Genomic DNA, 24,857 nt, shown 5'->3' on the forward strand with positions numbered 1-24,857 from the left:
CGTCGGGATGCACGCCCGAAAAACCTTCCGGGAATTCCTCGGCGATGAAGGCCGTGGTGATCTTTCCGGAGCGAAAACGGTCGTGATCCATGACGGCCGAGAGGAAGGGCAGATTGTGGCCGATGCCGTCCACCTCGAAATCGTCGAGCGCCTTGCCCATCGCGTCGATCGCCGTCAGACGATCAGGCGCCCAGGTGCAGAGTTTCGCAATCATCGGGTCGTAATACATGGAGATCTCGCCGCCCTCGAAGACGCCGGTATCGTTGCGGACCACGGTGCCGTCGTCTTGCCGGCCTTCCGCGGGCGGACGGTAGCGGCTCAGCCGGCCGATCGACGGCAGGAAGTTGCGGTAGGGATCCTCGGCATAGAGCCGGCTTTCGATGGCCCAGCCATTCAGCTCGACGTCGTCCTGACCGAGCGACAGTTTTTCGCCTGACGCAACGCGGATCATCTGTTCGACAAGATCGATGCCGGTGACGAGTTCGGTGACCGGGTGCTCCACCTGCAGGCGGGTGTTCATCTCGAGGAAATAGAAATTTCTGGCGCCATCGACGATGAACTCCACCGTGCCGGCCGAGAAATAACCGACCGCTTTCGCGAGGGCGACCGCCTGTTCACCCATGGCCTTCCGGGTTTCGTCGTCGAGGAAAGGCGACGGGGCCTCCTCGATGACCTTCTGGTTGCGGCGCTGGATCGAGCATTCGCGCTCGCCAAGATAGAGCGTGGTGCCGTGTTGATCGCCGAGCACCTGGATTTCGATGTGGCGCGGCTGGTCGACGAATTTCTCGATGAAAATGCGATCGTCGCCGAACGAGTTCTTCGCTTCGTTGCGGGAGGACTGGAAACCCTCGCGCGCTTCGGCATCGTTCCAGGCGATGCGCATGCCCTTGCCACCGCCGCCGGCAGAAGCCTTGATCATCACAGGATAACCGATCGAGGCGGAGATTTTTACCGCCTCCTCGGCATCTTCGATCAGGCCCATATGACCGGGAACGGTGGAGACGCCGGCTTCGGCCGCGATCTTCTTCGAGGTGATCTTGTCGCCCATCGCCTGGATGGCTTTGACCGGAGGGCCAATGAAAACGACGCCCGCCTTTTCCAGCGCCTGCGCGAAAGCGGCATTTTCCGAAAGGAAGCCATAACCCGGATGCACCGCATCCGCGCCGGTCGTCCGGATCGCCTCCAGGATCTTGTCGATGACGATATAGGACTGGGAAGACGGTGCCGGGCCGATATGAACAGCCTCGTCCGCCATCCGTACATGCAGCGCCTCGGCATCCGCGTCCGAATAGACCGCCACCGTCTTTATGCCCATCTTGCGGGCCGTCCTGATGACCCGGCAGGCGATCTCGCCACGATTGGCGACGAGGATTTTCTTGAGCGCCGGCATCAGACCTCCATGACGTCGTCGAAGGATTCGGGGAACGTTCTGCGGGCGACCTTCTCGTCGATCCTGAGAAGCGCGTCGTAGGAGGTCGGGTCGAAGTCGTTTTCGGCCGGAACGACCTCGCGGCCGAACAGAAGGTTGAGCCGGCCGGCATCGAGATTGCCCCGCTCGAACGGCTCAGAGCCGAAATGGTGCCACAGCGCATGCAGGAAGGCGGCATCCACCTTGTGTTCGATCGTGCCCGGGCGGGCGAGGCGCTGCAGCTGCTTCAGCGGCGTCGCCCCCTTTTCGTTTGCCCGCCGGATCGTGAAATGATGCCCGTGGCCCGGCATGCCGGAAGGGAAACCCCTATGTTTCGTCATGTCGGGCGGTCTGGGCATGCTGGTCTCCTTGCGGTCGTTCTTCAAGCCTTGGCGAGCTTGTCCTGCGTCTTCGTCTCGAAATCGGAAGCGTCGTGGCGTTCGTGAAGCTGTTCGGACGGATCGCCGTTCACCCGGTTCACCATGCGGCCACGCTTGACGGCCGGCCGTTCGGCGATCTCGGCCGTCCAGCGCTGGACGTTCTTGTAGCTCTGGACGTCAAGGAAGGTGCCGGCCTCGCCATAGGCCTTGCCTTGCGCCAGGTTGCCGTACCAGGGCCAGATGGCGATATCGGCGATCGAATATTCGGAGCCTGCCATGTACCGGTTCTCGGCAAGATGCCGGTCGAGGACATCGAGCTGGCGCTTCACCTCCATCGAGAACCGGTCGATGGCATATTTGATATAGACCGGCGCATAGGCATAGAAATGGCCGAAGCCGCCGCCGAGATAGGGCGCCGAGGCCATTTGCCAGAACAGCCAGTTCATCGTTTCGGTGCGTGCCTTGTGGTCCTTGGGCAGGAAGGCGTCGTCGAACTTGTTTGCGAGATAGAGAAGGATCGCGCCGCTTTCGAAAACGCGGGTCGGCTCGGGCGTGGAACGGTCCAGCAGGGCCGGGATCTTCGAATTCGGATTGACATCGACGAAACCGGAACCGAACTGGTCGCCGTCGCCGATCTTGATGAGCCAGGCGTCGTATTCGGCACCCTTGTGGCCGGCAGCCAGCAGTTCTTCCAGCATGATGCCGATCTTCACGCCGTTCGGCGTCGCCAGCGAATAGAGCTGCAGGGGATGTTTGCCGACCGGCAGCGCCCTTTCATGGGTCGGACCGGCGATCGGCCGGTTGATATTGGCGAACTGGCCGCCGTTTCCCTGTTCCCAGGTCCAGATCTTCGGGAGCTCGTAGCCCGCTGGAAAATTCTCGGCGGGGGATTTGTCGGTCATGAAATCTTCCTTCCATTCAAGTGGCACGCCCGGGGTTTTTAGCGGGGCGACACCTATATAGAGAGCGGCCAGCCGAATTTCCGCTCGTCACAGCGGGATCGTGTCGTGTTTCTTCCAATGCGTCGTCACCTGCTTGTTGCGCAGCGAAGCGAAGGCGCGGGCGATGCGGCGGCGCGACGAATGCGGCATGATCACCTCATCGATGAAACCGCGCTCGGCCGCCACGAACGGATTGGCGAAACGCTCCTCGTATTCCTTCGTCCGCGCCGCGATCTTCTCCGGGTCGCCGAGTTCCGAGCGGTAGAGGATCTCGGTCGCTCCCTTGGCGCCCATGACGGCAATTTCGGCGGTCGGCCAGGCATAATTGAAATCGGCGCCGATATGTTTCGAGGCCATGACGTCATAGGCGCCGCCATAGGCCTTTCGCGTGATCAGCGTGACCATGGGGACGGTCGCTTCGGAATAGGCGAAGAGAAGCTTGGCGCCGTGCTTGATGACGCCGCCATATTCCTGGGCAACGCCCGGAAGGAAACCCGGCACATCCACCAGGGTCAGGATCGGGATCGAGAAAGCGTCGCAGAACCGCACGAAGCGGGCCGCCTTGCGGGAACTGTCGATATCGAGGCAGCCGGCCAGCACCATCGGCTGGTTGGCGACGACGCCGACCGTCTGGCCTTCGAGACGGATGAAGCCGGTGATGATGTTTCTCGCATAGGCTTCCTGGATCTCGAAGAAATCGCCCTCGTCGGCGATCGCATAGATCAGTTCCTTCATGTCGTAGGGTTTTGCGGCGCTGTCCGGGATCAGGCTGTCGAGGCGGTTCTCGATGCGGGCCGGATCGTCGTGGAAGGGACGGACGGGCGGCTTTTCGCGGTTGTTGAGCGGCAGGAAATCAAAGAGCTGGCGGACGGCCTCGAGCGCCTCGATGTCGTTCTCGAAGGCCGCATCGGCGACCGAGGATTTTTTCGTGTGGGTGCCTGCGCCGCCGAGTTCCTCGGCGGTGACGATCTCGTTGGTAACGGTCTTCACCACGTCGGGACCGGTGACGAACATGTAGGAGCTGTCGCGCACCATGAAGATGAAGTCGGTCATGGCCGGCGAATAGACCGCACCGCCGGCGCAGGGCCCCATGATGACGGAAATCTGCGGCACGACGCCGGACGCCTCGGCATTGCGGCGAAAGACTTCGGCATAGCCGGCAAGCGAGGAAACGCCTTCCTGGATACGGGCACCGCCACTGTCGTTCAGGCCGATCACCGGCGCGCCGACTCGTACCGCCATATCCATGATCTTGCAGATTTTTTGCGCATGTGTCTCGGAAAGGGAGCCGCCGAGAACCGTAAAGTCCTGGGAAAAGACGTAGACCTGGCGGCCGTTGATGGTGCCCCAGCCGGTAACGACGCCATCGCCCGCGACCTTTTGGCTATCCATACCGAAATCCACCGCCCGGTGCGTGACATACATGTCGAACTCCTCGAAGGAGCCCTCGTCGAGCAGGACCTCGAGGCGCTCGCGGGCAGTCAGCTTGCCCTTGGCATGCTGCGCCTCGATACGCTTCTTGCCCCCGCCGAGCCTTGCCTCCGCCCGGCGTTTCTCCACCTCACCCAGAACTGCTCGCATGTTTGCTCCCGGTATTCCCTTGGGCATTACTTAGCGTCTCGCGGGCCTACGGGAAACCGTGGAACGCGCATCTATACGAATTGATAAGAGCGCGGGCCGGAAAATGCAAAACGGCCTGAAACCATATGACCGCGCCTAGAGCGTGGTTTCGCCCGAATCCGCCTTGATGATGTTGATGAACGCCTCGGCCGTCCAGGAGAGCGGCGCGCCGGGCATCGAGATGATTCCGTATTCGGAGACCTTGTCGGGGAGGAAAGGCCGCATGGCGATCGCATCGCTGCGGAAGAACTCGGCTATCAGCGAGGGCACGATGGCGATGCCGAGCCCTTGGGCTGCGCAGGCGCAGGCGGTCTCGACCGAATGGACTTCCAGACTGCAGCGGTAGCTCGGCACCATGCGGCGCAGTTCGTGTTCCAGTTCGTTGCGGTTGACGCGCTGCCGGCCAAGCAGGATCAGGTCGTTGCGGGCAAGATCGTTGACGTCGATGGCCTGCTTGGCGGCCAACGGGTGGCCGACCGGCATGACGCAGGTGGTGCCGCTGGTGAAAAGCGGGCGGGTGTCGAAGGAATGCTCCTCCGGCGGCAGGCGGACGAAACCGAGATCGGCGACGCGGCCGCGCACCATGCGTTCGATCGCATCGTAGGGACCGCTCAGGATTTCCACCGTCACCCGCGGATGATCGGCCTTGAAGCGGGCAAGGATCGGCGGCAGCATGGTGGTCGCGAGGCTGTGCGGGAAGGCGACGCGGATCAGCGCCTCACCGAAGGCACCCGAACGGACGTCGCCGACCTTGACGCGCAGTCTGGCGACGCTCTCTGCGACGTCATCCACCTCGTCGACCAGGAGATGCGCTTCCGGCCGGGGGATGAGCCGCCCCTTGTCACGCAGGAAAAGCTCGCGACCGATCTCTTCTTCCAGCGATGCGAGCTGACGGCTGATTGCCGACTGCGACAGGCCGAGTTGTGCCGCCGCCGCTATGGTGGAGCCGGTATCCATGATCGTCTTGAAGATTTCGAGCTGCTTGAAATTCATGCCGCGATCCTACGGAAGGCGGCGGCGAACACAAGCAGAGACATCGAACAGGGTTCCGCGCGCAAAACGCATAGGACCATGCATTCCGCGCATAATATTGCGCATCCCGCGCCGCCCGCTATCGTCGGCCTCAACAACGAGAAAAAAGGGAACGTCTTCATGAGAATTCTCTGTCCCTGCGGGACGAAGGGTAAGCAGGAGCGCACGCCATGACGGTTTTCGTCATCCGCCGCTTCCTGCAGAGCATCGCCGTCCTCTGCGTCACCGCAGTTATCGTCTTCATCGGTATCTATGCGATTGGCGATCCGGCCGAGATGCTGATCTCGCCGGATGCAAGCCCGGCGGAGCGCGCTCAGGTCGTCGCCTCGCTCGGGCTCGACAAGCCACTCTGGGAACAGTTCTTCACTTTTGCCTGGAACGCGCTGCACGGCGACCTCGGCCGCTCCTTCGTCTTCAACCGTCCGTCCATCAGCCTGATCTTCGAACGCCTGCCGGCGACGCTGGAGCTGACGCTGACCGGCCTCGTCTTCGCGCTCCTGCTCGGCATCCCGCTCGGCCTTCTGTCCGGCTTGAAACCGAACACCGCCACCGACGAAGTGATCATGACCGGCTCGATCTTCGGCTTCTCTCTGCCGAGCTTCTGGCAGGGCATGATGTTGATCATGATCTTTTCGGTGTGGCTCGGCTGGCTGCCGTCCACCGGGCGCGGCCAGATGGGCGAATTTCTGGGGCTCCGTTCCAGCCTGTTCACGCTCGACGGCCTCACTCACCTGATCCTGCCGGCGATCAACCTGTCGCTGTTCAAGCTTTCGCTGGTGATCCGCCTCACCCGCACCGGCGTGCGCGAGACGATGCCGCTCGATTTCGTGAAATTCGCGCGCGCCAAGGGCATTTCCGAGCGACGCATCGTCTTCGTCCATGTGTTCAAGAACATCCTGATCCCGCTGATCACCGTGATCGGCCTGGAGCTCGGCAGCATGCTCGCCTTTGCGGTGGTGACGGAGACGATCTTCGCATGGCCGGGGATCGGCAAGCTTTTGATCGACAGCATCATGCGGCTCGACCGGCCTGTCGTGGTCGCCTACCTGCTGGTCATCGTCAGCCTGTTCATCTTCATCAATTTCGTCGTCGACGTACTCTATTCGCTGGTCGATCCCCGCGTCCGGCTAGGAGGCGCCCAATGACCGCCCGCGCTCTTTTCGCCGAAGACATGCTGCTCGGCCGCCTGGTCACCGGCATCGGCCGCAGCCCCAAGGCGGTCGTTGCCGCCGTCGTCTGCATCATCCTGCTGTTTGCCGCGGTCATCGGACCCTATCTGACGCCCCAGAACCCGTTCGATCTCGCGGTGCTGGACATCCTCGATTCCAAGCTGCCACCCGGCTCGCAGAGCATGGACGGCATGAACTACTGGCTCGGTACCGATGGCCAGGGCCGCGACATGTTCTCGGCGATGATCTACGGCCTGCGCACCAGCCTCGGCGTCGGCGTATTCTCCGGCATCGTCGCGCTTCTGGTCGGCACGGTGCTCGGCCTGATCGCCGCCTATTTCGGCGGGCGTATCGACACGCTGATCATGCGCATCGTCGACCTGATGCTCGGCTTTCCGACCATTCTCGTGGCACTGATGCTGCTGGCGCTGCTGGGCCAGGGGCTCTGGAAGGTGATCTTCGCGCTGATCCTGGTGCAATGGGCGACATTTGCCCGCGCCGTCAGAAGTGCTGCGCTTGTCGAAAAGAACAAGGACTATGTCGAGGCTGCGGTAACACTCGGCATCGGCACGCCGCGTATCCTGATCGGCCATATTCTGCCGAACTGTCTGCCGCCGCTGATCGTCATCGGCATGCTGCAGGTGGCGAACGCCATTTCGGCGGAGGCGACCCTCTCCTTCCTCGGCATCGGCCTGCCGATCACCGAACCGTCGCTCGGGCTGCTGATCGCCAACGGATATCAGTTGCTGATGTCCGGCGAATACTGGATCAGCGTTTATCCGGGCGTCCTTCTGCTCGTACTGGTCTTTTCGATCAACATCGTCGGAGACCGGCTGCGCGAAGTCCTCAATCCCCGACTTGGTGAAAGGTGAGCGCGATGACACCGGTCCTCGAAGTGAAAAACCTTTCCACCCATTTCATGACCCGCCGCGGGATCTTGAAGGCCGTCGACGACGTGAGCTTCACGGTCGGTGAGCGCGAGATCGTCGGGCTTGTCGGCGAATCCGGCTCGGGCAAGTCGATCACCGGGTTCTCGATCCTCGGCCTCGTCGACCCGCCCGGGCGGGTGGTCAGCGGCCAGATCCTGTTCAACGGCGACGACCTCCTGAAGATGTCGCCGGGCGCCATGCGGACGATCCGGGGCAAGCGCATCGCGATGATCTTCCAGGATCCGATGATGACGCTGAACCCGGTTCTCTCGGTCGCCACCCAGATGATCGAAACGGTGCAGGCGCATGACAGGGTCTCCCGCGCGGAAGCCCGCGCCCGGGCTCGCGATGCACTGGGCCTTGTCGGCATTCCTTCGCCGGAGGAGCGGCTGGATTCCTATCCGCACCAGTTTTCCGGCGGCATGCGCCAGCGGGTGGCGATCGCGATCGCACTCCTGCACCGGCCGGACCTGATCATCGCCGACGAACCGACGACGGCGCTCGACGTGACGATCCAGTCGCAGATCCTGTTCGAGATCAAGCGCCTGGCCGCCGAATTCGGCATGGCGCTGATCTGGATCAGCCACGATCTCGGCGTCGTCGCAGCCCTCGCGGACCGGATCATGGTCATGTATGCGGGCCGGATCGTCGAGGCGGGGCAGGTCGATGGGGTGCTCACCGCGCCGCGCCATCCCTATACGTCCGGCCTGCTCAGCGCCGTGCCTGCGGCGGTGCCGCGCGGCGAGCCGCTTCGGCCGATCCCCGGTTTCGCGCCCTCGCCGCTGTCGCGCCCTTCCGGTTGCGCCTTCCGCGACCGCTGCGCTCGGGCCACCGATGTCTGCGCCACCGAACCGATACGGTCGATCGCCGCCGGCCGCGAGTTCCGCTGTTTCCACCCTCACCTCTGGAGCGCCGCATGACGAACCCGCTCGTGGAAGCCGTGCCCCTCGTAGAAGCCGTGGATGTCAGCCGGCGGTTTTCCCGCAAGCTCGACTATGCGGAAAAGATCGCCAATCTCTTCGGGGCCGGCCTCGAGGAAAAGACCGTGCATGCGGTCGACGAAGTCAATCTCGCGGTCCATCCGGGCGAGGTGGTCGGCCTCGTCGGCGAATCGGGCTGCGGGAAATCGACGCTCGGCCGGGTGATGGCCGGCATCATGCCCGCGAGCGGCGGCGAGGTACGCTGGAAGGGCCGGCCGCTGACTTCGCTGCAGGGTGACGACAAACGCGCCATGCGGCTTTCCGCCCAGATGATCTTCCAGGACCCGATGTCGACGCTCAATCCGCGCAAGCGGGTTCTCGACCTGATCGGCGAGGCGCCCAAGGTGCACGGCATCGTCAAGGGTCGGGAGATGCGGGATTACGTGGCGGCGCTGGTGACGCGTGTCGGCCTCGATCCGTCTTATCTGGACCGCTACCCGCACCAGTTTTCCGGCGGGCAGCGGCAGCGTATCGGCATTGCCCGGGCGCTCGCGGTAAAGCCGAAGCTGCTCGTCTGCGACGAATCCGTCGCTGCCCTCGACGTGTCGATCCAGGCGCAGATCCTCAACCTGTTCATGGACCTGAGACAAGAATTCGGGCTGACCTATCTGTTCATCAGCCACGATCTCGGCGTCGTCAAACATATCTGCGATCGGGTTGTGGTCATGTATCTCGGCCGCGTGGTGGAAAGCGCCACGCCTGACGAGCTCTTCGACAATCCGAAACATCCCTATACCCAGGCGCTGATCCGCGAACTGCCGTCGGTTAGCGATCGCCGCCGGGTGTTCACGCCGATCAAGGGCGAGATCCCCTCGCCGCTCCATCCGCCGGCGGGATGCCATTTCCATCCCCGCTGTCCCAAGGCTTTCGACCGCTGCCGCGTGGAACGGCCGGTCTTGAAGGAAAACACGGCCAAGGTCGCTGGTCGCCATGTCAGCGCCTGCCACCTGAACGATCTTGCCGCCCATCAGGCAACAAACGCGACGGCCGAACCGGCCATCTAAAAAGGAAGGGAACAGATATAATGAAACCGATGAAATTTCTCCTGGCCGGGGTTGCGGCCTCGGTCATCGCGCTGAGCTCGGCTCAGGCCGCCGACCTGATACTCGGCAGCGCCACCGAGCCGTCGGCGATCGATCCGCAGTTTTCGCGCACCGGCAACAACCAGAACATCGCCATGCAGGTCTTCGACCGCCTGGTGCAGACCGACCCGGCAATCAATGTCGAGCCAGCGCTTGCCGTCTCCTGGACAAATGTCGATCCGCTGACATGGCAGATCAAACTGCGCGACGGCGTCAAATTCCACGACGGCAACCCGCTGACATCAGAGGACGTGATCTTCTCGCTCACCCGCGCCAAGGATATCCCGAACAGCCCGGCGCCGTTCTCCGGCAATGTCGGGGCGATCGACAGCATGAAGGCGATCGACAAGCTGACCGTCGAGATCAAGACCAAGAAGCCGACACCCGATTTCATCGAACAGGTCGGCTTCGTCTACATCGTCGAAAAGAAGGTCGCGGAAGGCGCTTCGATCGAGGACTTCAACAGCGGCAAGGCGGCGATCGGCACCGGCGCCTACAAGTTCAGGTCCTGGACGCCGGGCGACAACCTGCAGCTCACCCGCAACGATGCCTTCTGGGGCAAGAAACAGGATTTCGACAACGTCACGATCAAGTTCATCTCGAACGACGCCTCGCGCGTTGCGGCCCTTCGCTCCGGCTCGGTCGACCTGATCGACGCCGTGCCGCCAGGCGACGTGAAGACCCTCCAGGGGATTTCCGGTCTCAAGGTCTTCTCAATCGCCTCGTCCCGGATGATCTACCTGGCGCTCGACAGCGCCCGCGACAAGACGCCCTTCATCACCGACAAGGAAGGCAAGCCGCTCGACAAGAACCCGCTGAAGGACGTCAAAGTTCGCCAGGCGCTCTCCGAACTGGTCAACCGCCAGCTGATCATCGACCGGATTCTCGACGGTTCAGCGGAAGCTGCAGGCCAGCTGGTTCCGAAGGGCGTCGCCGGCAACGATCCGTCGATCGCGGCGCCCGCCATGAACGCCGAGAACGCCAAGAAGCTGCTTTCGGAAGCCGGCTACAAGGACGGTTTCGGCATCACCATCCACACCTCCAACGACCGCTTCCCGGGCGATGCGGAGGTGGCGCAGGCGCTCGGCCAGATGTTCGCGCGCGGCGGCCTGAAGGTGAACGGCGTCGTCGCCCAGCCCTATAACGTCTACACCAAGGGCGCCGGGGCCGGCGAATTCTCCGCCTTCATCTTCTCGCTCGGCAATTCTACGCCGACCTCCGCCACGGGTCTTCGCAACCTGCTGATGACGGCCAACAAGGATGCGGGCACCGGCTCGTTCAACCGGACGAAATATTCGAACCCGGCCTTCGACGATGCGATGCGTGCCGCCACCGCCGAATTCGACGTCAAGAAGCGCGTGGAACTGCTGCAGAAGGCGACCAAGCTGGTCTTTTCCGACATTCCAGTCATCCCGCTCTACTGGCAGAAGGTTCACTGGGCCGGCAAGGCAAGCCTCTCCTATGTCGCCAACATGACGGAAGACACCGCCGCGACACTCGCCGGCATCGCCAAATAAGTCTTTCCGCACTCAACAGTTTGCTGCGGCCCTCTCTCCTGGAGCCGCGGCATATCCCGGGCCGGCCTGACGTGTGGTGGGGCTGGCCCGGAATTGATTTGCAAATTCGAGGATATGGACATGGATACTCTGACGCCATCGCGCTTCGAGGTGATTGCCGACGACGTGGTCGTCGAGCGGGATGTGATGGTGACGATGCGCGACGGCGTGAGGCTGGCGACCGACGTCTACCGGCCCGCCAAGGACGGCAAGGCGATCGAAGGCCGGCTTCCGGCGATCATGGAACGCACGCCCTACGGCAAGGCGGAGCGCTCGCGTTCCGAGATCGAAGTGGGCATGGCGGAGCCGATGAAGCGCCATGAGGTGGCGAGCTATTTCGTCCGGGCGGGATATGCCGTGATCTACCAGGATTGCCGCGGCCGCTACAATTCCGAGGGCGAGTTCAGCAAATACATTTCAGAAGCCGCCGACGGCTACGATACCGCCCGCTGGCTGGTGGAACAGGCCTGGTCGAACGGCCAGTTCGGGACGATGGGCCTTTCCTATGCGGCCCATACTCAAGCGGCGCTCGCCTGCCTGAACCCACCGGGGCTGGCCTGCATGGTGATGGATTCGGGTGGATTCTCGAACGCCTATCAGTGCGGCATCCGCCAGGGCGGCGCATTCGAGCTGAAGCAGGCGACCTGGGCCTACAACCAGGCGATCGGCGAGGGCAACGAATTTGCCCGTGCCGCGATCGAAGCGGAGGACCTTCACGCATGGTTCAACGTCATGCCCTGGAGCGAAGGCAATTCTCCGGTGCGCTGGATGCCGGAATATGAAAGCTACCTGCTCGACCAGTGGCGCAGCGGCACGTTCGACGAGAGCTGGCGCCGGGTCGGGCTTTACATGGAAGGTTTCTACGAGACTTTTCCGGAAGTGCCTGTCGTGCTGATGTCGAGCTGGTACGACGCCTATGTGAAATCGACGCTCGATAACTATCGCGGGCTTTCCGGCAAGGACAGCCGGCCGCTGCAATTGATCATGGGGCCTTGGCTGCACGGCAACCGCAATGCGACGCTTGCCGGCGACACCTCTTTCGGACCGGCCGCGCCGCTTGGCGGCAATGTGATGGAAAGCTGGCTATCCTTCCGCCGCAACTGGTTCGACCACTGGCTGAAGGGCAAGGACAACACGGTGGCGCAGGAACCGGTGGTGCGCGCCTTCGTGATGGGCGGCGGGTCGGGCACGCGCAACGCGGACGGCCGGCTGGATCACGGCGGGCACTGGATCGAGGCGGCCGACTGGCCGCTGCCTGGGACGGAATTCCGAAATTACTATATCCATGAAAACGGCTCGCTTTCGACCGACAGGCCGAGGGCGGAAGCTTCCCCCTTCACCTACGACTTCGACCCGAAGAACCCGGTGCCGACGATCGGCGGATCGCTGACGAGCGGCCAGCCGATCTTTGAAGGCGGCGGCTTCGACCAACGCGAGGGCGACAAATTCTACGGCTCGAAACATCCGGGCCTGCCGCTTTCGGCGCGTGCCGACGTGCTCTCCTTCGAGACCGAGCCGCTCGCCGAAGATGTCGCAGTAGTTGGACCGATCACGGTCGAACTTTATGTCTCGTCGGATGCGCCGGACACGGATTTCACCGCGAAACTCGTCGACGTCTATCCACCGAGCAAGGATTACCCGACCGGCTACGCGCTCAACATCACCGACGGGATCATCCGCTGCCGCTACCGCAACTCCTTCGAAAAGCCCGAGCCGATCGTCAAGGGCGAGGGGTTCAAGGTAACGATCGAGCCGTTCGCGACCGCCAACCTGTTCGCCAGGGGCCACCGCATCCGGGTTGATATCTCATCATCCAATTTCCCGAAGTACGACATAAATCCAAATAGCTATGCGCCGGAGGGCCGGGGACGCACAAGCCAAGTGGCCCGCAACACCGTTTTCTGCGATGATATGCGTGCATCCGCCATCCGCCTGCCGATCGTCGGTAGAGTGGCAATGGCGGCGCTGAAGCCCATCGCGAAATGAACGAGGCCATGCTGACCGTCGCCGTTACCGGCCAAATCCTGATCCACGGCCCCCTCGACCTCCATGGCGAAGGACAGGCCGAGGTCCAGGATTTCCTCGAGGCGGATGTTGTCTTCGGCAATCTCGAGGCGACGGTGGAGACTGCCGGTGCATGGCCCACCAAGACGAAGACGCTGCATCTGGCTTCCCCGGATGCGCTGGTTTCCATCCGGGAACTTGGCTTTCACGCGGTAACGCACGCCAACAACCACGCCTTCGACCTCGGTCCGCCGGGCATTGCGTCGACGCGCGCCGCGGTGGAAGCGGCCGGGCTGAAGCTTGCCGGCAGCGGGCGGGATATCGAGCAGGCTGCCGCGCCGGTCATCGTGCCGGGACCTGAGCAATCACTGGCCATCTTCTCCGTCGATCTCGGGCCGCAGCCGGACATCAACTATGCCTCGACGGAGCGCGGCGGCATTGCCCCGTTGCGGATGAAGCGGACGGTGAGCGTGCCGGCAGAAGAATTCGAGACGCTGAAGAGGATCGTCGGGACCCTTGGCGACGACAAACGGGGCGCGGCACGTGCTGCCGTGGGTTATGATGCAGGCGAGCGCCCGGAACTGGAGGTCTTCGGCACGCCCGTCGCTGCCGGCGACGCCATCGGTGCACGCTGGACGGCGGACGAGACGGACATGCAGCGGCTCGTCGACGGCATCGATGCCGCAAAGGCGATAGGAGATCTTGTAGCGGTGGCGCTCCACGGCCATCACTGGGATTCCAATTGGAAAATGACACCCGACTGGCTGCTCGATCTCTGTCGCGGCCTGATCGACTGCGGCGCGGACCTGGTGCTTGGTACCGGCGCGCCGGTCATGCAGCCGCTCATCTTTTATCGCGGGCGGGTGATCATCGCCGGCCTCGGCAACTTCGTCTTCCACACCGGGCGGCCGGCGACCTATGACGAAAAGCATGTCGATGTCTGGCGCAGCGCCGCGATCCGGTTGACGCTTGCCGATGACGGTACGTGCAAAAGGCTTGAATTGCTGCCGATTTCGGTTGGCAGGCCCGTGGACCACGACCTGCCTTTGGGGCCGGTTCCGCTGCAAGGCTCCGATGCGGACGATATCAGGGAAAGAGCTTTTGCCGGGCTTTCAGCGGCGGACAGGCAGGTCGTTTTTTGATCAGCCGAGCTTGCCGGTGAAAATGTAACCAACACCGCGAACGGCCTTGATGAGCTGGGGATGCTTGGCATCCGCCTCGATCTTGCGGCGCAGCCGGACGATCTGCGCGTCGATCGTGCGGTCGAAAGAATCGAGCTGCCGTCCTCTCGTGGTGTCCATCAGAAAATCGCGCGTCAGCACCCGGCCGGCATGCTGGATGAAGGCCGCCAGCATGTCGAATTCGCCCGTCGTCAATTCGACTTCGCCATCTTCGGCAGACAGCAGCTGGCGCCTCGAAAGATTGAGCGTCCATCCTTCGAAGCGGACGATCTTCTCCTCGTTTTCCTCGGGCTTCGGCTGAGCCGGCTGGCGCCGCCTGAGGATCGATTTCAGCCGCGCATGCACTTCGCGCAGGTGAAACGGCTTGGCTATATAGTCATCTGCACCGATCTCGATCCCGATAATCCGGTCGACCACATCGTCGCGGCCGGTCAGCATCATGATCGGAACGTCCGATTGCATCCGGATTTCCCGGGCAAGATCGAAACCATCCTGACCGCCGGGAAGCGAAAGGTCGAGAAGGATGATGTCGACCTCCTGCCGCTTCAGCTGAGCGCGCATTTCCTGCCCGTCGGATACCGCGCTGACGGCATATCCCTCGCCCTCGAAATACCGCGTCAGCATCTGACGAATTCGAGGATCGTCGTCGACGACGAGAATGTTGGCTGAGCTTGCGGGGGATGACATCAACAGGGAACCGGCGTGTTACAGATTGTTACCAATTAGAACCGTCTTTCACACGACTAGCATTCGCGCGTTACCGGGATTCGGTCAACTGCCTTAACCAAACGGATAGGGGCAGTTTCATGTTTGTCACGGATTATGCGAAGACCTTCAACACGGCAGCAGCAAGACCGCTCGACGAACCGGATTGTCTCCATTCGCTGTTCGCGAAGCAGCCTGTGGAATATCTGTCGGCCGGCCAGGCCCTGTTCTTCGAGGGCGACGAAGCCAGGCATATCTTCGAGGTCATGGAGGGGACGCTGCGCGTTTTCCGGATCATTTCGGACGGACGCCGGGTCATTACAGGGTTTCTGCATACCGGTGATATGATCGGCGTGTCGTTCCGGGATAATTATATCTACACTGCGGAAGCCATCACCACGGCGAAGGTCCGTCGGCTGGCGCGTCGGCAATTCGAGGCAGCCGTCATCAATTCCGAGAGCCTGAGGCCGAAGGTCTTTGCCCGCGTCTGCGACGAAATGGCCGCAGCCCAGGACCAGATGGTGCTCCTGTCGAGCAAAAGCGCGGAAGAGCGGCTCTGCACCTTCCTTCTGAGATACCTGAAACGCGCGATGGCCGAACGCAATGCGCAGCCGGTCGTCGAGCTCTCCATGAGCCGGCAGGACATGGCCGACTATCTCGGACTGACGATCGAGACCGTTTCGCGTACTATCACCAGGCTTATCGGCAAAGGCGTGTTGAATGTTCTGGACCCGGCCGCCCGTCATTCCATAAGAATCGAACGGCCGGGGATGCTTGCGCAACTCGCCGGTGACGACGATGACTGTGGGGACATGCGGCGCGACCTGATCGCTCTCGGCGAGCGACGGCGCCATTAGACGGATTGGACATGATCGGCAAGACAGGACCCGAAGCCACGACGGAAAGCCAACTCGATGCCGTCACTCTTCTTCTCGACGATGCCAACCTCATCGTCCACGGCGTGGACGGCATTATCAGCCGCTGGACGAGCGGCTGCGAGCAGCTTTACGGCTGGCGTCGGGAGGAGGCTCTCGGAAGGGTCGTCCACGAGCTGCTGGCGACGCAGTTTCCCGAGCCGCTCGACGGGATCCGCCATCATGTCCAGATCTATCATACCTGGCAGGGAGAGGTCGTCCATCGCCACAAGCACGGTCACTCCGTCGTCGTGGCGAGCCGCTGGGTGGCCGTCAATCCGTCGAGCGACGGACCTTCGATCATCATTCAAACGAACAACGATATCACCGAGATGAAAAGGGTGCAGAACGATCTTGCCGAACGCGAAGCGCATCTGCGCTCCATTCTGGACACGGTTCCGGAATCGATGATCGTCATCGACGAAGTCGGCTGCATCTCCTCCTTCAGCACCGCTGCCGAGCAGCTGTTCGGCTACTCGTCCGACGAAGTCTGCGGGCAGAATGTGAAGATGCTGATGCCATCGCCCGACCGGGACGCCCATGACGGATATATCTCGCGCTACCTCACCACAGGCGAGCGCCGGATCATCGGCTACGGCCGCGTCGTGACCGGGCAGCGCAAGGACAAAAGCACATTTCCGATGGAGCTTTCGGTCGGCGAGGCCGTCACCAACGGAAAACGCATTTTTACCGGCTTCGTCCGCGACCTCACCAGCCGTCACAAGATCGAAGAAGAACTTCGCCAGGCCCAGAAGATGGAAGCGATCGGCCAGCTGACCGGCGGCCTTGCGCACGATTTCAACAATCTTCTCACCGTCATCAGCGGCAATCTGGAGATGATCGAGAACAAGGTCGCGGATGCAGGCCTGCTGGAACTGCTGCATGAAGCCCAGGGCGCCGCGGAAGACGGTGCCAAACTGACAGGCCAGCTTCTGGCCTTCGGACGGCGCCAGCCGCTCAACCCGAAGCTCGCAGATGTCGGCAATCTCGTCTCCGGCTTCTCGGAGCTTCTCAGACGAACGCTCGGCGAAACGATCGAGCTTCGCACCACAGTGACCGGCGTTTCCAACGAAGCGCTGGTCGACGCATCGCAGCTCCAGAATGCGCTTCTCAACCTGACGCTCAATGCGCGGGACGCGATGCCGCGCGGCGGCAAGCTGACGATCGAGATCTCCCGCGTCAGGCTGGATGTCGATTATGCGCAGATGTATCCCGATGTCCGCACCGGCGATTTCGTGCTGATCTCCGTCACCGATACGGGTGTCGGCATGCCTTCCGACGTCAAGGACAAGGCTTTCGAGCCATTCTTCACCACCAAGGGCCTGGGTGCTGGAACAGGCCTCGGCCTCAGCATGGTCTACGGTTTCGCCAAACAGTCCGGCGGGCATATCCAGCTCTATAGCGAGCCGGGACAGGGCACGAGCGTGCGGATTTTCCTGCCGGTGGCGCACAAGACGCAGGCCGCAGGTCCGCTTGCCGTCGAGGCCGGCTCGAAACAGGCCTCCATTCCCGGCGGCACCGAAAAGATCCTCGTCGTCGAGGACGACCCGCGGGTCCGGCGCATTGCCGTGTCCCGGCTGACGCAACTCGGCTACGGCGTCATCGAGGCCTCGAACGGCCAGGAGGCGCTGGACCAGCTCGGCCAGCACGACGGCATCCACCTTCTTTTCACCGATATCGTGATGCCAGGCGGAATGACGGGCGACGAACTGGCGGCCGCAGTGCGCGCCAGACGGCCCGGCATGAAGGTGCTGTTCACCTCCGGCTACGCCGAACCGGCCATTGCCGGGCGCGAACTCGCCCAATCCGGTAGCTGGCTAAAGAAGCCTTACACCGCCAGGGAGCTCGCGATGCGGCTCCGGGAACTGCTGGACTGATTTTCGTTTGATAGAAGGGATGTATCCGCGGCCAGCGCCCCAGATTCCGCCGCAGAGCTCAGAGTTTCTGTGAATCCCCTGAAGGCCCTAGCCTTTGTGGTTCACCGATCTCTATCGCGTGTCCGTCGGGATCATAAAAGCGGAAGACTCGCTGTCCCCAGGCTTGCTGCTCTACCGGATGGATCAGTTCCACATGCGGCGCGATGTTTTCGAAGGCAGCATCGACATCCTCATGTTCGAAATATAGCAGCAAATTTCTCCGTCCGTAGGGTTCGTTCGCAACAGGGCCTTGCCGCCAAATCGTTTGCTCAAGCGAACTGCCTTCGTGGATTGCGAAACCGGTTTCGAAGAGTACGAAACCCCCGAAATCGTCCAGTATCCTCAGCCCGAGCCTATCTCGGTAAAACGCTTTCGAGTGATTTATGTCGCGAACGAAAGGAATGGGATTGATAAAACGCATCGAATTCCTTTCGTGAAGGCCGCAGTCCTTGCGGGCGCAGATGCCGTTTGTTGGCGGTTCCACGAAAAGAATGCCTCACGACAGTGCTCTCGGCAAGAAAACCGCCAGCGACGCCCACTCCTGAGAAGCTCGAGGGCGTGCCGGAGCTTGTCGGGGGTCGCCGGTTCATTCCGGCGGATCATCCCGAAGCACGCGCCAAGAGGCGCCTTCGAGGTCGTCGTACTGGCCGCTCTTCAGCGACCAGAGAAAGGCGAAGAGGCCAAGACCACCGAGGAAAAGCGCAATCGGGATGAGATAGATCAGCATGTTCATGCGACGCGGGCCTCACCGGGAGGGGCTTTTGCTCGACCGTGGCTCTCCGCCGCCGCTTCGGCCTCGGCAGCGCCTCCCGATCCGCTGAGCCGCAGCGCGTTGGCGACGACGATAATCGACGACGTGGACATGGCAACGGCGGCAATCAGCGGCGTCGCATAACCGGCAAGCGCGATCGGCACCGCGATGACATTGTAGCCGATGGCGAGCGCGAAATTCTCGCGGATCAACCGGCCGGCGCGTCGCGAGATATCGATCGCCATCGGCACCGCTTCCAGGCTGTCGCGCATGAATACGAAGTCGGCGGCCTGACGGCCGACGTCCGCCGCCGTCGCCGGCGCGATCGAGACATGGGCTGCGGCAAGCGCCGGCGCGTCGTTGATGCCGTCACCGACCATCAGCACCTTGCGGCCGCTTGCCTCGAGCGAAGTGCAGAACTCCGCCTTCTGTCTCGGCGAAAGCTCCGCCTGCCAATGTTCGAGGCCGAGGCGGATGGCGAGATCGGCAACCACCCGACGGCGGTCGCCCGATAGTATGCCCGTCTCGAAACCGCTTGCCGCGAGGGATGCCGTAGCGGTCAGGGCGCCGGGGCGGAGCGAATCATCGAACCGGAAGGTGGCTATTTCCTTGGCGTCGAGCGAGAGAACCGTCTCGGTCACGCTATTGCCCGGGCTTCCGTCGTCCGGCACTGACAGAGCGAAGCGGCGGTTGCCGAGGCGGTAGAGGCCTGCCGGCGTCACCGCTTCGAGGCCCCGCCCCGGGATTTCGGTGACCGTTTCGAAGACCGCAACCGGGCCGGATACCGCCATCGCGAGCGCCTGGGAGAGAGGGTGGCGCGAATGGGCGGCGAGGCCGGCGGCCAGGGCGAGCTGCTTCCTGTCGAACCGCTCGACATCCAGCAGCCGCGGCCGGCCGAGGGTCAGCGTGCCGGTCTTGTCGAAGAGCACCGTGTCGATTTCGGCAAGCCGTTCCATGGCCGAACCGTCCTTGACCATGATGCCGTTCCGGAACAGCCGGCCGGCCGCGACAACCTGCACCACCGGCACGGCAAGGCCGAGCGCGCAGGGGCAGGTGATGATCAGCACGGCGATTGCCACCAGCATCGCGTGTTTCCAGTCGCCGCCGATGAAACCCCAGGCGAGAAAGGCTGCAAGCGCCAGAAAATGGACGGCCGGAGAATAATATTGCGCTGCGCGATCGGCGATCCGGCGATAGCGTGCCCGTCCACCCTCTGCCGCCTCCATCAGCGAAATGACCTCGGACAAGAAGGAATCCTTCGCCGCAGCCATTGCCTTCAGTACTAGCGAACCGGTGAGGTTGAGCGTTCCTGCCTGTATTATGTCCCCAGCACGGACCGGCCTCGGCGCGCTTTCGCCGTTGACGATCGAGACGTCGATATCGCTTGCGCCGCTCTCGACGAGCCCATCGACCGGCACCCGCTCACCGGCCGCAATCGCCACCCGGTCGCCCGGCCGTATTTCGTCCACCGGGCGATAGTCGCGCGAGCCGTCCTGACCGATAACCGTGGCGCCGCGGGGCGACAGGCGTGCAAGGCCGCTGATCGCAGCCCGCGCCCGGTCGCGCATGACATGGTCGAGCGTGCGGCCGATCAGCAGGAAGAACAGCAGCGACACCGTCGCGTCGAACCAGGCATGTTCGCCGTGATGCATGGTTTCCCAGAGCGACACCGCATAGGAAAGCGTGATGGCGAGCGCGATCGGCACGTCCATGTTGGTGCGACGGCGGCTGAGCGCATTCCAGGCCGACTGATAGAAGAAACGGCCGCCATAGATCAGCGCCGGCGCGGCGATCAGTGCCGATATCCAATGGAACATGTCGCGTGTCGAGGCATCGGCACCCGACCATACCGAAACCGACAGCAGCATGATGTTTGCCGCCGCAAAACCGCAGAGCGCGACGGCGCGGATGAGGTCGCGTTGCAGCTTCTCGCCGACCTCCTCGGCATTCGAGAAAAGATGCGCATCGTAGCCGGTGGCGTCGACGATCGCCTTGACCAGCTCGACCGGATCCGTGTCGACATCTCCGGCCTTTTCCCGCCAGACGATCGAGACGCGTTTGGTGGAGAGATTGACCCGAGCCCGCTCCACCGACGGCAGTGCATTGAGCGCCTTTTCGATCGTCGCGATGCAGGTGCCGCAATGGACCTGCGGAACGCTGAGATCGGTCTGGCGCAAGCCAGGGGAGATCATCCGGCTGGACAGCGTCAGTTCCTCGGAGGACGGAAGCGGAAGATCCGAATAGCCTTCGGCTCCAGGCGCGCAGCAGCTCATTCCGCCCTCCTCAAAACCGAGATGCGTTCGGCCTGATGCAGGACGCGCTTGCCGTTCCGGATGGCGCTCGCATCGACGATCCATTGGCCGGGCAGGATTTCATGGGTGGCTACGAATATCCCCTGGCCGACGGGAACGAGGTCGAGTTTGAAATCCTGATGTTCGCCGACCGGTCGTTTGAACTTCAGCGTCAGCGCATCAGCCGCGACCGGCCCGTTCTTCGGGTGGAAGACCTCGTAACGGACATCCGAGCCGTTGACGGTGATGCGGCCGGTGACGCCGGTCGCCGTCAACGTCCGCGCCTCGGCTGCCTTGCCGTTGAACTGCTGGCTGGCGACATAGGTGTTTTCCGCCACCAGCCCGCTCCAGCTGGTGACCGCGTTATAGGCCATGTAGAAATTGACCGAGATGATGGTGCCGAAAAAGAGCACCAGCACGCCGACCATGTGCCAGCCGGTGAAGACGAAGGATTTTGCAGGGATCGCGTTCATTTTCGTCGGGCTCATTTTCTGGCTCCCGGTGTGTTGAAGACGGCTGAATAGCTGTCCTTTTCGTGGCTCGACCGGTCCTCGGCGATGAAGTGGAAATCGACGGCCTCGGAGGAAACGGCATCCTTGGGAAGGGTCACGAAAACCTTCAGGGCAAGCGTCTTGTCGGGCTCCACCTGCACCGCGAAGAGGCGGCCCGGTACGTCCGTGACGCCGGATATCTTCATCGTCGCTTCGGGCAGGCCTTCCATCGAGACCATGATCGTGCGCGGCTCCGGGATCATGTTGAGCAGCCGGATCGTGTAGCCGTTGCGGATGGAACCGTCCGATTCCAGCACGAATTGCGGGTTGCGATCATGGAGCACGTTGACCTCCAGCCGGTCGCGCGACAGGAGCGCGAAGACGAGGCCGAGACCGACGGCCGACCAGACACCGAAATAGATCAGCGTGCGGAGCCTGAAGATCACCCTCCAGTCGAAATGGCGGACCTTGTCGATGAAGGAACCGTCCGGATTGCGCACCCGGGCCGGATCGATCGGCGTCGTGCTGCCGTTTGTCGCGAGCGCCATGTTGGCGTCGTATTCGTCGAGCGTCGCATAAGCGATCAGGCCGCGCGGCTTGCCGATCTTGTCCATCACGCCGTCGCAGGCATCGATACAGAGCGCGCAGGTGATGCAGGCCATCTGCTGGCCTTCGCGGATGTCGATGCCCATGGGACAGACCGCCACGCAGGCATTGCAATCGACGCAATCGCCGACCGGCTGGCCGGCCGCCGCCGCCTTCTTGGCATGGCGGCTGCGCGGTTCGCCGCGCCAGTCGTTATAGGTGACGACCAGCGAACTCTCGTCCAGCATGGCGGCCTGGATGCGCGGCCAGGGACACATATAGATGCAGACCTGTTCGCGCAGCAGTCCGCCGAGGACGTAGGTCGTGGCCGTCAGGGTGGCGACGGTGGAATAGGCGACCAGCGCCGCCTGGCCGGTGACGAAATCGAAGGCGAGCGAGGGTGCGTCGGCAAAATAGAAAATCCAGGCGCCGCCGGTCGCCACCGCGATGGCCAGCCAGGTGGCGTGTTTGGCGACGCGCTTCCAGAGCTTGTCGAGGCTCCAGGGCGCGGCGTCGAGCTTGATGCGGGCATTGCGGTCGCCCTCGAAGAAGCGCTCGACGACAAGGAAGAAATCGACCCAGACCGTCTGCGGGCAGGCATAACCGCACCAGGCGCGACCGACGGCCGAGGTCACCAGGAAAAGGCCGAAACCGGCCATCACCAGAAGCCCGGCGACGTAGAAGAATTCCTGCGGCCAGATTTCGATGAAGAAGAAATAGAAACGACGGCTCGCAAGATCGACGAGCACCGCCTGATCGGGTGCAAAGGGACCCCGGTCCCAGCGGATCCAGGGAGTGAGGTAATAGATGCCGAGGGTGATCAGCATCACCAGCCATTTGAAGCGACGGAAGCGCCCTTCGGCCCTTTTGGGAAATATCTTCTTGCGCTTCTCGTAAAGCGGCTTGCCCGGCGAATGCACGGGCTGGACATCGATACGCTCAACGGAAGCGTCGCTGGGGCTAAGCGCGGGAGACGTGTAGAGATTCATGGGACCAGTTCCTTTGGTCCATGTTTTCTCATCCCGGCGACGGTCACTCCTTGACACAAGTCAATCGAACCGGTGTGACAAAACGGCCGCCTGCTGATGACGCACAGGCGGCCGCTCGTCAGATCGAGTGGATTGCGACTTTTCTCACTCCCCGCCGCCGAGCGAGTGAATGTAGACGGCGAGCTGCTTGACGGCGACGTCTCCGAGGCGGGCTCCCCAGGCCGGCATGACGCCGTGTTTCGGGGCCTGGATCTGCCTGGCAATCTCCGCCTCGCCGCGAGCCTTCAGCCAGATCGCGTCGGCAAGGCTCGGCCCGCCAAGGTCGCGGTTGCCCTCGGCCTTCTCGCCATGACACGAGACGCAATTGTCGGTGAAAAGCTGCTTTCCGGGCTCGACCATCGCTGGATCGCGCGGGGTTCCAGTGAGGCTCACCACGTAGGCGGCGACCTGGCGCACCTCGTCCGGCTTCAGCATGTCCGTAAAGGCCGGCATTTCCGAAATGCGGGTCTCGCCGTCGGCGGGATCGCGGATGCCGTGGGCGATCGTCTGATAAAGAGCGTTGACATCGCCGCCCCATAGCCAGTCGTTGTCGTTGAGATTGGGATAGCCCTGCCCGCCGGCGGCACCCGTGCCGTGGCAAGGGGTGCAGTTGACTCGGAAGGCGGCCGCGCCGCCTGCGATTGCGAACTGGCTAAGCTGGGGGTCGGCGACAATCTCTTCCAGCGACGAACTGGAGATTTTCTCCAGGATCCCACCCTGGGCGATCTTGGCACCATCGAGATCTGCCGCAAGCTCGGCACGGCTCGAATATCCAAGCAGGCCCTTCGTCGCGTCGGTCAGGAGGGGAATGGAAGGGTAGGCGATCGCATATCCGACCGACCACAGGATGCAGGCATAGAAGGTCCAGAGCCACCAGCGCGGCAGCGGATTGTTGAGCTCGCGGATGCCGTCCCACTCGTGGCCGGTGGTCTCAACGCCGCTCAATTGGTCGATATGTTTTTCCGCCATATGTTTTTCTGGCATGTTCAATCCTCCTTCAGAGGGATCCGGGCGGCCTCGTCTGCAGAGGCTTTCGCGCCGGGGCGCAAGGTGAAGACGAGAACGCCGAGGAAAAACAGGGTCATGGCAAGCAGACCCCAGCTATCGGCGAAGTGGCGCATGGCCGTGTAGAATTCCATGAGCTTGTTCCTTCAGCGGTAACCGGCAGCGTCGTCATAAGTCGAGAAATCGACCAGCGTGCCGAGCATCTGCAGATAGGCGACCAGCGCATCCATCTCCGTGAGGCTTTGGGCATTGCCGTCGAAATCGCCGACCTTGGCCTTGGGATAGCGGGCGAGCAGGCCGGACGTGTCGGCGTTCGGATCGGCCTGGGCCGAAAGGTCCGCCTTGGCGCTCGCTATCATTTCGTCCGAATAAGGGACGCCGACCGCGCGGTTCGCCTTCAGCTCCATGGAAACGTCGGTGATCTTGAGCGGCGTCTCCTTGAGGAAGGCGTAGCTCGGCATCACCGATTCCGGCACGACATCGCGCGGTTCGATCAGGTGCTGGACGTGCCATTCGTTCGAATAGCGGTCGCCGACGCGGGCGAGATCGGGGCCTGTGCGCTTCGATCCCCACTGGAACGGATGGTCGTACATGGATTCAGCCGCCAGGCTGTAGTGACCGTAGCGCTCCACCTCGTCGCGGAAGGGGCGGATCATCTGGCTATGGCAGACATAACAGCCTTCGCGGATGTAGATGTCGCGCCCGGCCAGCTCGAGCGGCGAATAGGGCCGCATGCCTTCCACCTTCTCGATGGTGTTTTCGAGATAGAAGAGCGGCGCGATTTCCACGATGCCGCCGATCGAAACGACGAGCAGCGAGCCGACCAGGAGCAGGGTTGCGTTGCGTTCGATGTAGTGATGTTTGTCGAGAATGGACATGAGTGGTTCCC

The 24,857-nt window shown here is 62.6% G+C and carries 23 protein-coding genes; 9 read left to right on the forward strand and 14 right to left on the reverse strand.

The features are described from left to right. From C5J26_RS29305 to C5J26_RS29325, 5 genes are all read right to left on the reverse strand, one after another. Nucleotides 1-1,390, reverse strand: a 1,390-nt coding sequence (locus tag C5J26_RS29305) for an acetyl/propionyl/methylcrotonyl-CoA carboxylase subunit alpha (protein WP_105404972.1), incomplete at its 3' end; no start/stop codon positions are given. Then, complete coding sequence (locus C5J26_RS29310; RefSeq protein ID WP_105405017.1) at nucleotides 1,390-1,767, reverse strand: hypothetical protein; 378 nt, start codon at nucleotides 1,765-1,767, stop codon at nucleotides 1,390-1,392. The genes C5J26_RS29310 and C5J26_RS29305, both read right to left, overlap by 1 nt. A 23-nt stretch (nucleotides 1,768-1,790) precedes the next feature. Next, on the reverse strand, nucleotides 1,791-2,690 hold the full coding sequence (yghU, locus tag C5J26_RS29315) for a glutathione-dependent disulfide-bond oxidoreductase (protein ID WP_105404973.1): 900 nt from the start codon (nucleotides 2,688-2,690) through the stop codon (nucleotides 1,791-1,793). An 87-nt stretch (nucleotides 2,691-2,777) separates the two neighbouring features. Further along, on the reverse strand, nucleotides 2,778-4,310 hold the full coding sequence (locus C5J26_RS29320) for an acyl-CoA carboxylase subunit beta (protein WP_105404974.1): 1,533 nt from the start codon (nucleotides 4,308-4,310) through the stop codon (nucleotides 2,778-2,780). A gap of 135 nt (nucleotides 4,311-4,445) precedes the next feature. Further along, entirely contained in the window at nucleotides 4,446-5,342 is an 897-nt protein-coding gene (locus tag C5J26_RS29325) for a LysR family transcriptional regulator (RefSeq protein ID WP_105404975.1), read from the reverse strand. Between the two features lie 209 nt (nucleotides 5,343-5,551). On the opposite strand from C5J26_RS29325, the gene C5J26_RS29330 reads away from it, so the two are divergent. From C5J26_RS29330 to C5J26_RS29360, 7 genes are all read left to right on the forward strand, one after another. Next, the gene (locus tag C5J26_RS29330; protein WP_046638255.1) at nucleotides 5,552-6,526 is read left to right on the forward strand and encodes an ABC transporter permease; all 975 of its coding nucleotides are present in this window, start codon (nucleotides 5,552-5,554) and stop codon (nucleotides 6,524-6,526) included. After that, nucleotides 6,523-7,422, forward strand: a complete 900-nt coding sequence (locus C5J26_RS29335; protein WP_105404976.1) for an ABC transporter permease — start codon at nucleotides 6,523-6,525, stop codon at nucleotides 7,420-7,422. The genes C5J26_RS29330 and C5J26_RS29335 overlap by 4 nt, the downstream gene beginning before the upstream one ends. A 5-nt stretch (nucleotides 7,423-7,427) precedes the next feature. Next, complete coding sequence (locus tag C5J26_RS29340) at nucleotides 7,428-8,399, forward strand: ABC transporter ATP-binding protein (RefSeq protein ID WP_105404977.1); 972 nt, start codon at nucleotides 7,428-7,430, stop codon at nucleotides 8,397-8,399. Continuing rightward, the gene (locus C5J26_RS29345; protein WP_105404978.1) at nucleotides 8,396-9,463 is read left to right on the forward strand and encodes an ABC transporter ATP-binding protein; all 1,068 of its coding nucleotides are present in this window, start codon (nucleotides 8,396-8,398) and stop codon (nucleotides 9,461-9,463) included. Before C5J26_RS29340 ends, C5J26_RS29345 begins: the two co-directional genes overlap by 4 nt. A 20-nt stretch (nucleotides 9,464-9,483) precedes the next feature. Next, nucleotides 9,484-11,058: an ABC transporter substrate-binding protein gene (locus C5J26_RS29350; protein WP_105404979.1), complete on the forward strand. Its 1,575-nt coding sequence runs from the start codon at nucleotides 9,484-9,486 to the stop codon at nucleotides 11,056-11,058. Between the two features lie 120 nt (nucleotides 11,059-11,178). Beyond that, nucleotides 11,179-13,083 carry a CocE/NonD family hydrolase gene (locus C5J26_RS29355; protein ID WP_245441321.1) on the forward strand — a complete coding sequence of 635 codons (1,905 nt, stop codon included), beginning with the start codon at nucleotides 11,179-11,181 and terminating at the stop codon, nucleotides 13,081-13,083. Then, nucleotides 13,080-14,243, forward strand: a complete 1,164-nt coding sequence (locus C5J26_RS29360) for a CapA family protein (protein WP_105404980.1) — start codon at nucleotides 13,080-13,082, stop codon at nucleotides 14,241-14,243. Before C5J26_RS29355 ends, C5J26_RS29360 begins: the two co-directional genes overlap by 4 nt. Here the strand turns inward: C5J26_RS29360 and C5J26_RS29365 are convergent, their stop codons facing one another. Further along, a complete protein-coding gene (locus C5J26_RS29365; protein ID WP_105404981.1) occupies nucleotides 14,244-14,969 on the reverse strand; it encodes a response regulator in 726 nt (241 codons plus the stop codon). 119 nt (nucleotides 14,970-15,088) lie between these two features. On the opposite strand from C5J26_RS29365, the gene C5J26_RS29370 reads away from it, so the two are divergent. Further along, on the forward strand, nucleotides 15,089-15,844 hold the full coding sequence (locus tag C5J26_RS29370; RefSeq protein WP_105404982.1) for a cyclic nucleotide-binding domain-containing protein: 756 nt from the start codon (nucleotides 15,089-15,091) through the stop codon (nucleotides 15,842-15,844). An 11-nt stretch (nucleotides 15,845-15,855) separates the two neighbouring features. Further along, nucleotides 15,856-17,778 (forward strand): PAS domain-containing sensor histidine kinase, encoded by a 1,923-nt coding sequence (locus tag C5J26_RS29375; RefSeq protein WP_105404983.1) that lies wholly within the window; start codon nucleotides 15,856-15,858, stop codon nucleotides 17,776-17,778. A gap of 58 nt (nucleotides 17,779-17,836) precedes the next feature. On the opposite strand, the gene C5J26_RS29380 is transcribed toward C5J26_RS29375, so the two are convergent. The 8 genes from C5J26_RS29380 to ccoO all read right to left on the reverse strand — a co-directional run bounded on the left by C5J26_RS29380 (nucleotide 17,837) and on the right by ccoO (nucleotide 24,846). Then, nucleotides 17,837-18,238 (reverse strand): VOC family protein, encoded by a 402-nt coding sequence (locus C5J26_RS29380; protein WP_105404984.1) that lies wholly within the window; start codon nucleotides 18,236-18,238, stop codon nucleotides 17,837-17,839. Nucleotides 18,239-18,403: 165 nt separating this feature from the next. Further along, nucleotides 18,404-18,550, reverse strand: coding sequence for a cbb3-type cytochrome oxidase assembly protein CcoS (ccoS, locus tag C5J26_RS29385; protein ID WP_046633456.1), 147 nt, complete (start codon nucleotides 18,548-18,550; stop codon nucleotides 18,404-18,406). After that, on the reverse strand, nucleotides 18,547-20,841 hold the full coding sequence (locus C5J26_RS29390; RefSeq protein ID WP_105404985.1) for a cation-translocating P-type ATPase: 2,295 nt from the start codon (nucleotides 20,839-20,841) through the stop codon (nucleotides 18,547-18,549). Before C5J26_RS29390 ends, ccoS begins: the two co-directional genes overlap by 4 nt. Beyond that, nucleotides 20,838-21,347 carry a FixH family protein gene (locus C5J26_RS29395; RefSeq protein WP_245441322.1) on the reverse strand — a complete coding sequence of 170 codons (510 nt, stop codon included), beginning with the start codon at nucleotides 21,345-21,347 and terminating at the stop codon, nucleotides 20,838-20,840. Before C5J26_RS29395 ends, C5J26_RS29390 begins: the two co-directional genes overlap by 4 nt. Beyond that, nucleotides 21,344-22,924, reverse strand: a complete 1,581-nt coding sequence (gene ccoG / locus C5J26_RS29400; RefSeq protein ID WP_105404986.1) for a cytochrome c oxidase accessory protein CcoG — start codon at nucleotides 22,922-22,924, stop codon at nucleotides 21,344-21,346. Before ccoG ends, C5J26_RS29395 begins: the two co-directional genes overlap by 4 nt. Before the next feature lie 144 nt (nucleotides 22,925-23,068). After that, nucleotides 23,069-23,932, reverse strand: a complete 864-nt coding sequence (gene ccoP, locus C5J26_RS29405; protein WP_105405020.1) for a cytochrome-c oxidase, cbb3-type subunit III — start codon at nucleotides 23,930-23,932, stop codon at nucleotides 23,069-23,071. Between the two features lie 17 nt (nucleotides 23,933-23,949). Next, on the reverse strand, nucleotides 23,950-24,102 hold the full coding sequence (locus C5J26_RS29410) for a CcoQ/FixQ family Cbb3-type cytochrome c oxidase assembly chaperone (protein WP_007762698.1): 153 nt from the start codon (nucleotides 24,100-24,102) through the stop codon (nucleotides 23,950-23,952). A gap of 12 nt (nucleotides 24,103-24,114) precedes the next feature. Continuing rightward, nucleotides 24,115-24,846: a cytochrome-c oxidase, cbb3-type subunit II gene (gene ccoO / locus C5J26_RS29415; protein ID WP_105404987.1), complete on the reverse strand. Its 732-nt coding sequence runs from the start codon at nucleotides 24,844-24,846 to the stop codon at nucleotides 24,115-24,117. Between the last annotated feature and the right edge of the window lie 11 nt (nucleotides 24,847-24,857).

The sequence above is a fragment of the Neorhizobium sp. T7_12 genome (genome assembly GCF_002968535.1).
GTDB classification, from domain to species: domain Bacteria; phylum Pseudomonadota; class Alphaproteobacteria; order Rhizobiales; family Rhizobiaceae; genus Neorhizobium; species Neorhizobium tomejilense.